The organism is Elioraea sp. Yellowstone (assembly GCF_006704265.1).
In the GTDB taxonomy this organism is placed as follows: Bacteria; Pseudomonadota; Alphaproteobacteria; order Acetobacterales; family Acetobacteraceae; genus Elioraea.
On the sequence record NZ_VIKA01000029.1, the window covers coordinates 1 to 12,959 of the forward strand.

Here is a 12,959-nt window from a genome sequence, read left to right on the forward strand (position 1 = left end):
CGGCCTGGCCGGCCGCGGCCTCGGCAAGCCCGGCGGCGCGGCCCTCGGCGAAGGCCTCGGCGCGCGCGGCTTCGAGATCCGCGAGGGTGAAGGTCGGCGCGATGATCTCGGGCTCCGGGGGCGGCGGAGGCGGGGGGTCGAAGCTCTCGCCGAACAGCACGCGACGGGCCGGCGCTGGCTCGTCCTCGAGCCGGCGGCGCGACCCTGCGAGGGCGGAGAGCGGCAGCTTGCGCGCCGCGGCTGCGTGGCCGTTCAGGCGATCGGCGCTCATCTCAGTACACCATCTCCTCCTCGCGCCCGTCGGACAGCGTGATCTGTCCGGCGGCGGCGAGGTCCTTGGCGGTGGCGACGATGGTGGCCTGCGCCTCCTCGACATCCTTCAGGCGCACCGGGCCGAGCGCCTCGATGTCCTCGCGCAGCATCTTGCCCGCGCGCTCGGAGAGGTTCTTGAAGAAGAGGTCGCGGATCGTATCCGAGGCCCCCTTCAGGGCCAGCGCCAGCTTCTCCTTCTCGACCGCGCGCAGCAGCACCTGGATGCCCGCGCCGTTCACGCGCACGAGGTCGTCGAAGGTGAACATCAGGCTCTTGATGCGCTCGGCCGCCTCGCGGTTGCGCTCCTCGAGCGCCGACAGGAAGCGGGTTTCGGCCGCGCGGTCGAGGTTGTTGAAGATGTCCGCCATGATCTCGTGCGCGTCGCGACGCTGGGTGCGGGCGAGATTGGACATGAACTCGGACCGGAGCGTGCGCTCCACCCCCTCGAGCACCTCCTTCTGCACGCTCTCCATGCGCAGCATGCGCATCACGACCTCCATCGCGAAGGGCTCGGGCAGGAGCTGCAGCACCTTCGCCGCGTGATCGGCGCGCACGCGCGAGAGCACCAGTGCGACCGTCTGCGGGTATTCGTTCTTCAGGTAGTTCGCGAGCACGGCCTCGTTCACGTTGCCGAGCTTGTCCCACATGGTGCGCCCGGCAGGGCCGCGGATCTCCTCCATGATCTGCGCGACCCGCTCCTTCGGCAGGGTCTTGGCGAGCAGCCGTTCGGTGGTCTCGAAGCTGCCGACCAGGTTGCCGGCGGCGCTCATCTGGCTCGCGAACTCCTGGCACAGCCGCTCGACGATCGAGGACGAGACGGGGCCGAGCGTGGCCATCGCCGAGGACACTTCCTTGATCTCGTCCTCGTGCATCAGCGCGAACAGCTTTGCCGCGCCCTCCTCGCCGAGCGCCATCATCAGCACCGCCGCCTTCTGCGGCCCCGTCAGGCTGCGATAGTCCTCCTTCGCGCGCGCCACGGCCTAGCCCTCCTGCGCCATCCAGCCGCGCACCACCGAGACGGCCTCCTCGGGGTGCTTCTCGGCGAGTTCGGCGACGCGGCGGATCGAGGAGGCGCGCATCTGCCCCTCGATCTGGGCGATGTTGATCATGCTCTCGCGCTCCTCCACCGGCCGGGGCGGGTAGGACGGTGCGGCGAGCGCGGCCATGCCGGCCTGCGCCTCGACGAGCGCCGGCGCGCCGGCGGGTGCGGGCAGGGCGGCGATGCCCTCCGATGGGCCGGCCAAGGCGGCGCCCCCGCCGGCTTCGGCCTGGCCGATCCGTTCGAGCGCGCGGCCGGCGAGCGGCCGCGCGACCAGCAGCAGCGCCAGCAGGGCGACGATGCCGAACACCACGGTCTCGACCACGCGCACGATCTCGGCGCGACCGATCGGCAGGCCGAACAGGGTCTCCGGCTCGGCGGGGGCGGCAGCGGCATCGGCGAAGCGCAGATTCACCACCTCGACGCGGTCGCCGCGCTCGGCGTTGAACCCGACCGCCGAGCGGACCAGCGTGGCGATGCGCTCGATCTCCTCGGGCGTGCGGGCGCGCGGCTCCTCGCCCGGGCCGGCCGGCGCGTGATCCACCAGCACGGCGACCGAGAGGCGGCGCACCATCGGCGTGTCCCGCACGATCTGGCGCGTGATGCGGCCGATCTCGTAGTTCGTGGTCTCCTCGGTCCGGCTCTCCTGCGAACCGGCCTGCGCCTGCTGCGGCTGCGGGTTCGGCAGGTTGTTGCCGACGGTGACGTTGTCGTTGCGCTCGGTGGTGCGGCTCTCCTCGGTCACGGTCTGCACCGACCGCGCCACCTGCTGGTCGGGGTCGAAGCTCTCGCGGCTCTCGGTGACGCGGTCGAAGTCCATCTCGGCCGCGACCTCGGCGCGCACGCGGCCGACGCCGAGGGTGCGTTCCAGCATCTCCTCGATCGCGCGGCCGAGGCGGATCTCGTGCGCGCGGCGCATCTCCTCGGCATTCAGCGCGAGGCCCATCTCGCCGACCGCCTGGCCGGAGCGGGCGAGCAGCGAGCCGCGGTTGTCCACCACCGAGATGTGCTGCGGCTTGAGTCCCGGCACGGCGGCGGCGACGAGATGCACGATCGCCTGCACCTGCTCGCGATCCAGCCGCTGCACGCCGGCCATGGTCAGCACGATCGAGGCCTGCGCCTCGCCCTCGCGGCGCGAGAACGGATCGCGCCGCGGCAGCACGAGATGCACGCGCGCCGCGCGCACGCCGTGGATCGAGCGGATGGTGCGCGCGAGCTCGCCCTCGAGCGCGCGCAGGTGGTTCATGTTCTGCTGGAACGACGATGCGGTCAGCCCGTCGGCACGGTCGAAGATCTCGTAGCCGACCGACCCGCCCGCCGGCAGGCCCTCGGAGGCGAGCGAGAGGCGCAGGCGCGGCACCTGGTCGGTCGGCACCATGATCTGCGTGCCGTTGCCGCCCAGCCGATAGGGGATGCGCTGGCGTTCCAGCGCGGCGACGATCTGGGCGGCGTCGCGCTGGTCGAGCTCGCCGTAGAGCAGTGCCATCGGCGGCTGGCCGGCGCGCGCGGCGAGGAACACGATCACGCCCAGCACGGCGATGCCGACCGCGCCGAGAGCGGCGAGGCGAACCGGTCCAAGCGTCTTCAGCCCAGCGAACAGCGCGTTCACGTCCCGATCCTTTCCTGGCCGGATGCCGCCGCGGCACGGCGGCACCCTGCCTGCGCCCGCATGGGAGGCGGGCGCTCATCCATGCGGGAGCGTGGCGGAAAGGACTTACGCGCGCGTTAATGCGCGGCAGATTTTGCCGATCGGCAGATCCGTCCCGGTTCCATGCCCGGATGCGTTGCTCAACGATCGGGCTGGACCGCGCGGATCGCCGTGGTGTCGATCCGCAGATCGCCCATCGCCAGCTTGAGCGTGCCATCGGCGCGCTCCGCCCCGGTGATGCGGCCGATCACCGTGGTCGGCACGGTCTCGAGCGAGCTGCCGTACTGCGCCTGGACCTCGACCGTGTAGGCGCCGTCGGGCCAGCGCTGGCCGGAGGCCGAGACGCCGTCCCAGAAGAACTCCTGCCGGCCCGCGCGCGTCTGCCCGGGCCCCTGCGCGACCACGCGGCCCGTGCTGTCGCGGATCGTCACGGTCACCGCGGTCGCATCCGCGCGCAGCGTGTAGCTGCCGCGGGCCTCGCCGCCTTGCAGTGCGACCTTGCCGCTGTCCGCCTCGACCGTGCGGCCGATCAGCGGCGTGAGGGCGGTGAGCTGGGTGGTCTCCTGCACCGTGATCAGCCGCTCGAGGTGGCTGTTGGTGGCGAGCTGCTGCTCGACCTGGGCGAACTGCACCAGCTGCTGCGTGAACTGGTTGGTGTCGAGCGGCGCGGTCGGGTCCTGGTGCTGGAGCTGCGTGGTCAGCAGCTTCAGGAAGTCCTGGAAGTTGGACGCGATCTGCTTGCGCGAGTTGAGCGCGGTCTCCTGCCGCTGGGCGGCGGTGAGCGTGGCTGCCTGGGTGATCGTGGTCATGGGTCCAACCCCCTAGATGGCGATGTCGAGCAGGCTCAGCGGATCGGCCCGGCGCGCGGTGCCGTCGGCGCGGGGCGTGGCCGGGGCATCGCCGCGGCCGGACGCCGGCGCACCGCGCTCCCCGCGCCGATCGGAGCCGCCGCCGAGATCGAAGGCGAGGCTGCGTCCCTCGGCCCCCACGCCGGCCTGGGCGAGCGCGCGGTCGAGCACGGCGGCGTCGCGCATCAGGAGGTGCAGCGTCTCCGGCCGGTCGGCGATCACCGCGATCGCCACCCGCCGCTCGCCCTCGCGCGTCACCTCGACCTCGATCCGGCCGAGTTCCTGCGGCTCCAGTGTCAGGATGAGGCTCTCGCTCTGTCCCGTTGCGCCGGCGGCGAGGGTGACCAGCACCGGGGCGATCTGCTGCGCCGGCGGGGCGGGGGGCGGCCGATGCACGCTCGCGGGCGGGCTTGCGCCGGCGGGCGACGGGCGCTCGGCCGGCGGGGGATGGGATGCGGCCTCGATAGCCGCGCTCTGGACCGGGGCGCGCGCCGGGCCGGTCTCACGACGCGCGGCCGGCTGGTCCGGTTCGCCGGCATGCGGTGCCGGTGCTTCGGCCGTCTCCTCGACCGGCGCGCCGGATGCGGTCGTCTCCGCGGCCGTCGTCGCGGCATGATCCGGCGGCTGGTCGGTGCGCTGCATCGGCGCGGCGGCCGGGGCCTGAGGCGCAGGGGACGATGCCAGGGCCGATGCCGGCGCCGATGCTGAGGCGGGGCCGGGCAGCGATGCATCGGGCTGCGCGGCTGCCGTGCCGTCCGCCGGCGCGGCGATCGGCGTGATCGCGGCCGGGACGGCCGGCCGGAGCCGATCGGGAGGCGGACGTTCGCTCGGCGGGGATGCGGCCGCGAGGACCTGGGGATCCGGGACGGGCAGGTCGCCGTGCGCCGGCATCTCGGCGGGCGTTGGCCGTTCGGGCGCCGCGACCGCCGTGTCGACTCTCTCGGGCGGTCCGGCCTCGCCCTGCGGCATGACCGCCGGCAGGGCGTCGGCCTCGGTCGCCGGCCGGTCGGGTTCAGGCGGCGCCTCGGGCGCGACCCGGAGCGCCGCGTCCGGGACGGGCGTGTCCTCCTCCGGATCCGGCGGGGTGGGCGCCGGCACGTCGGCCGGCGTGGCCGGCTGATCGGTGGTCGCCGGTCGCAGGACGGCCGGCACGGCGGGCAGCGACGGCGGATCGGATGCCGTTGCCGTCACCGCCGGCGAGGCAGCCGGCCGGGCGATCGGGGGCGCGGCATCCGGCAGCGGGACATCCTGCGCCATCCCCGTGCCTGGGGATGGCCCCCGGGCGACAGGCTGCGGCGTCTGGTCGGGCGGCAGCGTGGACGGCGGACCGGGCTGCGGCGGCTCGGCTGCCGCAGCCGGCGGAATCGGCGCCCCGGTGTCGGCCGAGGCGGGCGGGACGGACGGGGCCGACGGCGCGGCGGGTTCGGGCGGGGCATCCGGCACCGGCGCGGCCATCGAGAGGCCCGCTCCGGCGCCGGCGGCGGACGCGCCTTGCCCGGCCGTCGGCACGGGATGCGCCGGCGCGACCGGGCCGGGGGCCGGAACGGCGGCTTCGCCAGCAAACGCAGGCGCCGGGACCGCGGGTATCCCCGCAGCGCGCCCGCGCAGGGCAAGCGCCAGCTCGGCCGCGAAGCCCCCCTCCTCCGGCGGCACCGAAGGCACGGCCTCGATGCCTTCGGGCAGCACCGGCGGCATGGTCGCGGCGGGGAGGATGGTCAGCATGCCGGCGCCCCCGCAAATCCCGGGCCAGTGCCGGAAGCGCGACACGCGCGTGCTCCGCCGCCTCTCCCGCCCGGATCGGCCGGCAGGCTCTGCCGGGGCGCCGGTACGGAGCATGCCGGCTGCCGGGTCGGTTCTGCCGGGCGCGGTGCCGGATCGGGCGCGGCGTCGGGGCGAGGCGCGGCCCGCCTCCCCTCGGCATGGCGCTTGCTTGTCCTCACGGCGGCTGGGCGGGCGGTGCAACGCCGGCCGCACAGGATCAGGAGCGGCAGAATGCCCTTGAAGGTCGTGCTTCGGCCCGGCGAGACGGTGGTCGTCAACGGTGCGGTGATCGGCGCCGGCGAACGCACGGCCACGATCTTCCTGCACACCCGGGCGCAGTTCCTGCGCGGCCGCGACATGCTGCGCGCGGCCGAGATCGACGGGCCGGAGCGCGCCCTCTACTACGCGATCCAGTGCCGCTATCTCGGCGAGGAGGGCGCGCCGGGCACGACCGACCTGGCCGCCGCCCTTGCCGCGCTGCGCGCCGCCCGGCCAGAGGCCGCAGGCGAGCTCGACGCGATCGAGACGCTCCTGGCCGAGGGCCATGCCTACCAGGCGATGCGCCGCGTCGCGGCGCTGTTTCCCGCCCGCGGCTGAGGCGCGCCCTGCCCGGCAGGGCTTGCCGGGTGGGTCGGAACGGACCGGGTCCGCCACGCGCCCGACACCCCCGACGCCCGGCCCGACCGGCGGATTCCCGCCGTCTCGCCGGCGTGGCACGCCGCCTGCTGGGGCGGGTCCGACCACTCCTGCCAGCACAGCGAGGCCACCATGTCCCTGTTCGGAGCGATGACCACGGCGATCGGCGGACTGACCGCGCAGTCGCGCGCGCTCGGTCACATCTCGGACAACGTCGCCAACAGCCAGACCATCGGCTTCAAGCGCATCGACACCAACTTCGTCAGCTACGTGACGAACTCGACCCAGCGCATCCACGCGCCGGGCAGTGTCGTCGCGCGGCCCGACTACACCCACAACCTGCAGGGCACGATCGAGCAGACCGAGAACCGCACCGCGCTCGCGATCGCCGGCCAGGGCTTCTTCACGGTCGCGGCCCAGAACGGCGAGGTGAACGGCCAGCCGACCTTCGACCAGCGGCAGTTCTACACCCGCGCCGGCGACTTCACGCTCGACCGCAACGGCTACCTCGTGAACAGTGCCGGCTACTTCCTGCAGGGCTGGGGCGTGGATCCGGTCACGCGCCAGATCGACCGGTCGGGCGTGCTGCCGATCCGCGTCAGCCAGCTCGTCTCCAATCCGGTCGCGACCAGCGAGATCGTGCTGGCGGCCAACCTGCCGGCCAATCCTCCGGAGGGCCAGACCACCTTCACCTCGATCGTGCCGATCTACGATGCGCTCGGCGAGGCGCGCTCGATCTCCGTGCAGTGGACCAAGGCGGGATCCAACAACTGGCGGATGGACGTGCTGGCCCCGGGCTCGAGCCTCGATCCGGTCGGCGGCGCCGGCACGATCCCCGGCTTCAACGACCAGCAGATGAACGCCTTCAACGTCACCGGCACGGTGCAGCCGGTGCAGCAGACCGACGACATCGACCTGCCCGCGACCATCGTCGCCGGCACCGTCTACAGCGTGACGATCAACGGCATCGTCGTCAGCTACACCGCGACCTCCGCCGATGCTGCGCTCGGTTCGCCCGGCGGCCAGCAGGCGGTTCGCAACCAGCTCGTCAGCCGCATCAACACGGACAGCGCCACGCTCGGCGTCTCCGCGGTGGTGGTGGACGACGACACGTTCCAGCTGCGTGCCGTCAACGCCGGCACGCCCTACACTCTCGCCACCTCGAGCAGCCTCTCCGTGGCGGCCTCGGTCGCGAATGTCACGCCATCGTATCAGACCGACAGCTTCGTGCTGACCGGCACGGTCGGCGAAGTCGGCGACACCTATTCGATCTCGCTCTCCGGCATCACCGGCGGTTTCCCGGCAAGCCGGAGCTGGACCTACACGACGACCGGCGAGGAGGGTTCGATCAACGCCATCGCCAACGCGCTGGCCGCCCAGATCAACGCCGATCCCGACAGCCCGGCGCTGGCCAGCGTGCAGGGCGGCATCCTGACGCTGAAGGCGAAGAACGGGGTGCCGATCCCGTCCTGGACCGTCGATGGCGGGCAGAGCAGCGTCACCGTGCCCGGCGGTCCCTTCGCCGGCGGCGAGGTCTTCACCGTGACCCTGAACGGCGCCGACTACACCTACACCGCGCTCGCCGGCGATACCGCGACGGACGTGCGCGACGCCCTGGTGACGGCGATCGGCACGCCGACCGGCATCACCGTGACGCCCGTGGGCCCGGACCAGTTCAGCCTGACGACCGCGGCCGGCGCCCCGCTCGAGGTCGAGGTGACGCCGACCCTGACGGCCGCCACGGGCGGCACGCGCACCACCAACGGCAACATCCCGCCGCACATCCAGGTGAGCTTCGGCGCGGGCGGCGATCCGCTGCGGGCCGGCACCATCACGGCGATCTCGGGCGCGAACGTGGCCGGCGGCACCGCCACCGTGCCGGCCAACCAGCTCACGGGCGATCCGGCCTATGTCGACGTGGTGCTGAACTACGGCCAGGGCCCGCAGACGGTGCGCATCTTCCTCGGCTCCTTCGGGCTCGCCGACGGCGTGACCCAGTTCGCCGGCTCCGACTACGCGCTGCGCAGCCTCGAGCAGAACGGCGTGCCGCAGGGCAGCTTCTCCTCGCTCGCCCTGAACGAGACGGGCGATGTCGTGATCAACTACGACAACGGCCAGAGCCGCACGATCGCGCGCGTGCCGGTGGTCACCTTCAACGAGGCCGACAAGCTCGAGCGCATCGACGGCCAGGCCTTCATGCGCACGGTCGAGTCGGGCGAGGCGAAGGTGCTCGATCCGGGCCGCGACGGCGCCGGCAAGCTGGTGGTGGGGTCGGTGGAGCGCTCCAATGTCGACATGGCGGCGGAGTTCTCGAAGCTGATCGTCGCCCAGCGCGCCTACACCGCCAACACGCGCATCGTCACCGCCTCCGACGAGATGCTGCTCGACACGCTCAACATGAAGCGCTGAGCCGGAAGGGCTAGGCGGAGGACGCGATGGGGCTGGACGCCGCACTCGGCATCTCGGTCTCGGGGCTGCGGGCGATCAACCAGCAGCTCCGCGTCGTCTCGAACAACATCGCCAATGCCGAGGTCCCGGGCTACACCGCCAAGAAGGTGCCGACCAGTGCGGTGGTGGCGGACGGGCGCGGCATCGGCGTGCGCACCGAGCCGACGCAGCGCGCGACCGAGGCCGCGCTGCAGCGCGCGGTCTGGCAGCGCGAGGCGGGGGTGGCGGCCGCCCAGGTGCGCACCGAGATCCTGCAGCCCCTCGAGGCGCTGCATGGCCGGCCGGAGAACGGCGACAGCCTCGCCGGACTCACCGGCCGGGTGCGCGACGGCTTCATCGCCCTTGCCGCCCAGCCCTCCTCGACCAGCCTCCAGGTCGAGATCGTCGACGCGGCGGACGCGCTGGCGAGCAAGCTGAATGCCCTCTCGGCGGCGGTCACCGATGCGCGCAACCGCAGCCAGCATCGCCTGGTGGACGGTGTCGCGGAGGCGAACCGGCTGCTCGCCGAGGCAGGCAGCCTGACGCGCGAGATCGTGCGGCTGAAGGCCGAGGATCAGAGCACCGCAGAGCTCGAGGACAAGCGCGACGCGGTGATCGGCCGGCTTGCCGCCTTGATGGATCTGCGCGTGGTGCTGAACGAGAAGGGGGAGATGACCGCCTTCACCCGAGGCGGCCAGACCATACCCCTGCGCGACGGCGCGCTGGCGGTGAGCGGCGCCTCGCTCGCGCCGCAGTCCTACTACGAGCCGGGCGGCGGCACGGTGCCGCCGGTGCTGCTGATCGATCCGGCGGACCCGGAGAATCCCAAGGACCTGACGCGCGGCCAGCTCGGCGGCGAGCTCGGCGCGCTGATCGGGCTGCGCGACGAGACCCTGCCGCGCATGCAGGCCGAGCTCGACGAGTTCGCCCACAAGCTCGCCCGCCGCTTCGACCAGCAGGGGCTGCGGCTGTTCTCGGATGCGCGCGGCAACGTGCCGCAGGAAACGCAGGGTGCCGGCCAGAAGGGCTATGTCGGCTTCGCCGCCGAGATCCGCGTCTTCGCCGCGGTGGTGGAGAACCCCGCGCTGGTGCGCGACGGCACCCATGCCGTGCCCGGCGGACTGCCGCCCTGGCCGGCGACGCGCGAAGTGCAGGCGCCCTACGGCGACCCGTTCACGCCCAACCCCCCGGGCGGGCCGGCCTCGTTCGACGGCATGGTGAAGCGCATCCTCGACTTCACCTTCGGCACCCAGCTCGGCGTCGGTCGGCCGCATGACCCGCCGTTCCTGACGACGGGCCTTGGCCCGCGCGGCGACCTCTCCTCGCCGATCGCCTCGACCGGCACGCTCGCCGACTTCGCCGCCAATCTGGTGACGGCCCAGACCGCGGAGCATGCGGCGGCCAAGGCCAGCGCCGAGAGCCTCGCCTCGACGCGCGACCTGCTCGCCAGCCGCTACGCCGATGCGGTCGGGGTCAACCTCGACAAGGAGATGGCGCTGCTGATCCAGCTCCAGAACGCCTATGCCGCGAATGCGCGCGTGATCACCGCCTCGCAGGCGATGTGGGACGCGCTGCTCGCATCCGTCCGCTGAGCACGGGAGAAGCGCGATGCAGGTCAATTCCTCCTACGGCACGATCGGGCGGCTGCTCGCCGGTGCGCTCGCCACGCGCGACCGCATGGACGGGCTGGTGCGCCAGGCCTCGACGGGGCTGAAGGCCGAGACCTTCGGCGGGCTCGCGCCGCAGGCGCGCATGTCGATCGACCTCAGGGCCGAGGTGGCGCGGCGCGACACCTATGCGCGCGCGATCGAGACGGCGGAGGCACGCATCACGGTCACGCAGTCGGCGCTCGGGCGGATCGGCGAACTCTCCTCCGAGATGGCCAAGCGCGCCCTCTCGCTGATCACGCTCGGCGAGACCGGGGTGGAGGTGGTGGCGCAGGAGGCGCGCGCCGCGCTCCAGGAGATCGCCGGGCTGCTCAACGTGCGTGCCGGCGACACCTACGTGTTCGGCGGCTCCGACAGCTCCAATCCGCCCGTGCCCAATGCGGCCACCATTCTCCAGACCGGCTTCTTCACCCAGATCGAGGCGGCGACCCAGAGCCTCGGCGTGCCGTGGGACGACGATGCGAACCCGCTGACGCCCGATGTGCCGCGCAGCGCCGCCCAGGTGATGGCGGACACGCTCGCGATCGCGGCCTCGGACGCGGCCGGTACGACGCCCTTCTCGGCCTTCCTCTCGACGCCCGCGCCGGCGGGGGGGCTCGGCGAGCCGAGCACCAGCCTGCTCGCCGAGGACGGCACGCGCATCGTCTATGGCCTGCGGGCCAACCAGAACGCCGTGGCGCAGTCCGCCGCCGATCCGCCGTCCACCGGCAGCTTCATGCGCGACCTGATGCGCGGGCTCGCCATGCTCGGCAGCCTGACCGAGGCGCAGACGGCCGAGCCCGAGTTCAAGGATCTCGTGCAGCGGATCGCGAACTCGCTGCAGTCGGCCGGCCGCACGCTCGAGGACGAGCGTGCCGCGCTGGGCGTTGCCGAACAGCGCCTCGCCCGCACCAGGGAGGCGCATGCCGACCTTCAGGTCGTGCTGAAGGCACAGATCTCGAAGGTCGAGGACGTGGACATCGCCGAGGTCTCGGCGCGGCTGCAGCTCCTCCAGGTGCAGCTCGAGATGTCCTATCGCCTGATCGGCGGGCTCCGGGACATGAACCTCGCCCGCTACGTCTGAACCGCGCGCTTCCGACCCTCCCGCTTCCCCCTCGCGCGATCTCTCGACATGATGCGCCCCTGACCACGAAAGGGGGGGCGGATGGCCGACAGGATCGCGATCGTCACCGGTGCGGGCTCGGGCGTGGGGCGCGCGGCGGCGCTGGCGCTGGCGCGCGCAGGCTGGAGCGTCGTGCTGGCCGGCCGGCGCAAGGATGCGCTCGCGGAGACCGCCGGCATGGCGCCGCCGGATGCGCGTACGCTGGTCGTGCCGACGGACGTGGCGGATCCGGCCTCGGTCGCCGCCCTGTTCGAGGCGACGAAGCGGACGTTCGGCCGGCTCGACCTGCTGTTCAACAATGCCGGCACCAATGTGCCCGGCACGCCGTTCGAGGACTTGACCTACGAGCAGTGGTCGGGGGTCGTCGCGGTGAACCTGACGGGGTGCTTCCTCTGTGCCCAGGCCGCCTTCCGCATGATGAAGGAGCAGAACCCTCGGGGCGGACGCATCATCAACAACGGCTCGATCAGCGCGCACGCGCCGCGACCCGACAGCGCGCCCTACACCGCGACCAAGCACGCGATCACGGGTCTGACCAAGACGATCGCGCTCGATGGCCGCAAATACGACATCGCCTGCGGCCAGATCGACATCGGCAACGCCGCGACCCCGATGACGCAGCGGATGCAGCGCGGGGTGAAGCAGGCCGACGGGCGGGTCGCGGTCGAGCCGACCATGAACGTCGACCACGTCGGTGACGCAATCGTGCACATGGCGAGCTTGCCGCTGGAGACGAACATCCTGACCATGACGATCATGGCGACCAAGATGCCGTTCGTGGGGCGGGGATGAGGCGGCGCGCGCTCGTCGCCGCCGGCCTGTCGATCCTGACAGCCCCGGCACGTGCGCGCGACCCGGTCGACGTCGCGCTGGTTCTGGCGGCCGATGCCTCCGGCTCGATCGACGAGGATGAGCTTCGTTTCCAGAAGGAGGGGATCGCCAGGGCGGTGGCTGACGCCCGGGTGCTCGAGGCGATCCGCTCGCAGCCGCTCGGCCGTACCGCCTTCGCCTATGTCGAGTGGGGCTCGCCCGGCGGGGCGGCGACCATGGTGCCGTGGACGGTGGTCGGTGACGCGGAAGGCGCGGCGATCTTCGGGCGGGCGGTGGTGCGCGCGCCGCGCTCGCTGCAGTCCTGGAACGCGATCGGCGATGCGATCGCGCATGCGACGGCGCTGTTCGAGGACTGCCCCTGCGAGGCGACGCGGCGCATCATCGACGTCTCGGGCGACGGGCCGGACATGCGCAGCCTGACGCCCGCGCCGGTCGCGCGCGATGCGGCGGTGGCGAAGGGCATCACCATCAACGCGCTTGCGATCATCGTCCGCGCCGCGCGGGCGGGGCTGGCGGACGCCTATGCGCGCGACGTGATCGGCGGGCCGGGCGCCTTCGTCGAGGTGGCGGAGGGCCGGGCGGAGTTCGTCGACGCCTTGCGCCGCAAGCTGATCCGCGAGATCGCATGACCGCATCGCCGCCGGCGAAGACCGGCGGCGGGGCGATCGGGCCGGAACGGCAGCGCATG

At 72.8% G+C, this 12,959-nt stretch carries 10 protein-coding genes and 1 pseudogene; 6 read left to right on the forward strand and 5 right to left on the reverse strand.

What is annotated here, in order from left to right:
* From FK498_RS06485 to FK498_RS19215, 5 genes and pseudogenes are all read right to left on the reverse strand, one after another.
* Positions 1 to 271: pseudogene (locus tag FK498_RS06485) on the reverse strand (hypothetical protein); the annotation flags it as partial.
* A 1-nt stretch (position 272) separates the two neighbouring features.
* Positions 273 to 1,289 carry a flagellar motor switch protein FliG gene (gene fliG, locus FK498_RS06490; protein WP_141852764.1) on the reverse strand — a complete coding sequence of 339 codons (1,017 nt, stop codon included), beginning with the start codon at positions 1,287 to 1,289 and terminating at the stop codon, positions 273 to 275.
* Positions 1,290 to 1,292: 3 nt separating this feature from the next.
* Positions 1,293 to 2,960, reverse strand: coding sequence for a flagellar basal-body MS-ring/collar protein FliF (fliF, locus tag FK498_RS06495; RefSeq protein WP_141852766.1), 1,668 nt, complete (start codon positions 2,958 to 2,960; stop codon positions 1,293 to 1,295).
* Positions 2,961 to 3,139: 179 nt separating this feature from the next.
* Positions 3,140 to 3,808, reverse strand: a complete 669-nt coding sequence (locus FK498_RS06500; RefSeq protein WP_141852768.1) for a flagellar hook assembly protein FlgD — start codon at positions 3,806 to 3,808, stop codon at positions 3,140 to 3,142.
* A 12-nt stretch (positions 3,809 to 3,820) separates the two neighbouring features.
* Positions 3,821 to 4,243: a flagellar hook-length control protein FliK gene (locus FK498_RS19215; protein ID WP_161988333.1), complete on the reverse strand. Its 423-nt coding sequence runs from the start codon at positions 4,241 to 4,243 to the stop codon at positions 3,821 to 3,823.
* A gap of 1,596 nt (positions 4,244 to 5,839) precedes the next feature.
* On the opposite strand from FK498_RS19215, the gene FK498_RS06515 reads away from it, so the two are divergent.
* The 6 genes from FK498_RS06515 (at position 5,840) to FK498_RS06540 (ending at position 12,900) form a co-directional block, all read left to right on the forward strand.
* Positions 5,840 to 6,205, forward strand: coding sequence for a flagellar biosynthesis repressor FlbT (locus tag FK498_RS06515; RefSeq protein WP_141852772.1), 366 nt, complete (start codon positions 5,840 to 5,842; stop codon positions 6,203 to 6,205).
* A gap of 171 nt (positions 6,206 to 6,376) precedes the next feature.
* Positions 6,377 to 8,653: a flagellar hook-basal body complex protein gene (locus FK498_RS06520; protein ID WP_141852774.1), complete on the forward strand. Its 2,277-nt coding sequence runs from the start codon at positions 6,377 to 6,379 to the stop codon at positions 8,651 to 8,653.
* Positions 8,654 to 8,679: 26 nt separating this feature from the next.
* A complete protein-coding gene (locus FK498_RS06525; RefSeq protein ID WP_141852775.1) occupies positions 8,680 to 10,263 on the forward strand; it encodes a flagellar hook-associated protein FlgK in 1,584 nt (527 codons plus the stop codon).
* A gap of 16 nt (positions 10,264 to 10,279) precedes the next feature.
* Positions 10,280 to 11,401, forward strand: coding sequence for a flagellin (locus FK498_RS06530; RefSeq protein WP_141852777.1), 1,122 nt, complete (start codon positions 10,280 to 10,282; stop codon positions 11,399 to 11,401).
* Between the two features lie 81 nt (positions 11,402 to 11,482).
* Positions 11,483 to 12,232 carry an SDR family oxidoreductase gene (locus FK498_RS06535; RefSeq protein ID WP_141852779.1) on the forward strand — a complete coding sequence of 250 codons (750 nt, stop codon included), beginning with the start codon at positions 11,483 to 11,485 and terminating at the stop codon, positions 12,230 to 12,232.
* Entirely contained in the window at positions 12,229 to 12,900 is a 672-nt protein-coding gene (locus tag FK498_RS06540) for a DUF1194 domain-containing protein (RefSeq protein WP_141852781.1), read from the forward strand. The genes FK498_RS06535 and FK498_RS06540 overlap by 4 nt, the downstream gene beginning before the upstream one ends.
* The last annotated feature ends 59 nt before the right edge of the window (positions 12,901 to 12,959 follow it).

What these genes read in the sequence shown, in the direction of transcription:
- FK498_RS06515 (WP_141852772.1), top strand. Translation starts at nt 5,840, where the DNA reads ATGCCCTTGAAGGTCGTGCTTCGGCCCGGCGAGACGGTGGTCGTCAAC.
- FK498_RS06530 (WP_141852777.1), top strand. Translation starts at nt 10,280, where the DNA reads ATGCAGGTCAATTCCTCCTACGGCACGATCGGGCGGCTGCTCGCCGGT.
- FK498_RS06520 (WP_141852774.1), top strand. Translation starts at nt 6,377, where the DNA reads ATGTCCCTGTTCGGAGCGATGACCACGGCGATCGGCGGACTGACCGCG.
- FK498_RS06540 (WP_141852781.1), top strand. Translation starts at nt 12,229, where the DNA reads ATGAGGCGGCGCGCGCTCGTCGCCGCCGGCCTGTCGATCCTGACAGCC.
- FK498_RS06525 (WP_141852775.1), top strand. Translation starts at nt 8,680, where the DNA reads ATGGGGCTGGACGCCGCACTCGGCATCTCGGTCTCGGGGCTGCGGGCG.
- FK498_RS06500 (WP_141852768.1), bottom strand. Translation starts at nt 3,808, where the DNA reads ATGACCACGATCACCCAGGCAGCCACGCTCACCGCCGCCCAGCGGCAG.
- FK498_RS06535 (WP_141852779.1), top strand. Translation starts at nt 11,483, where the DNA reads ATGGCCGACAGGATCGCGATCGTCACCGGTGCGGGCTCGGGCGTGGGG.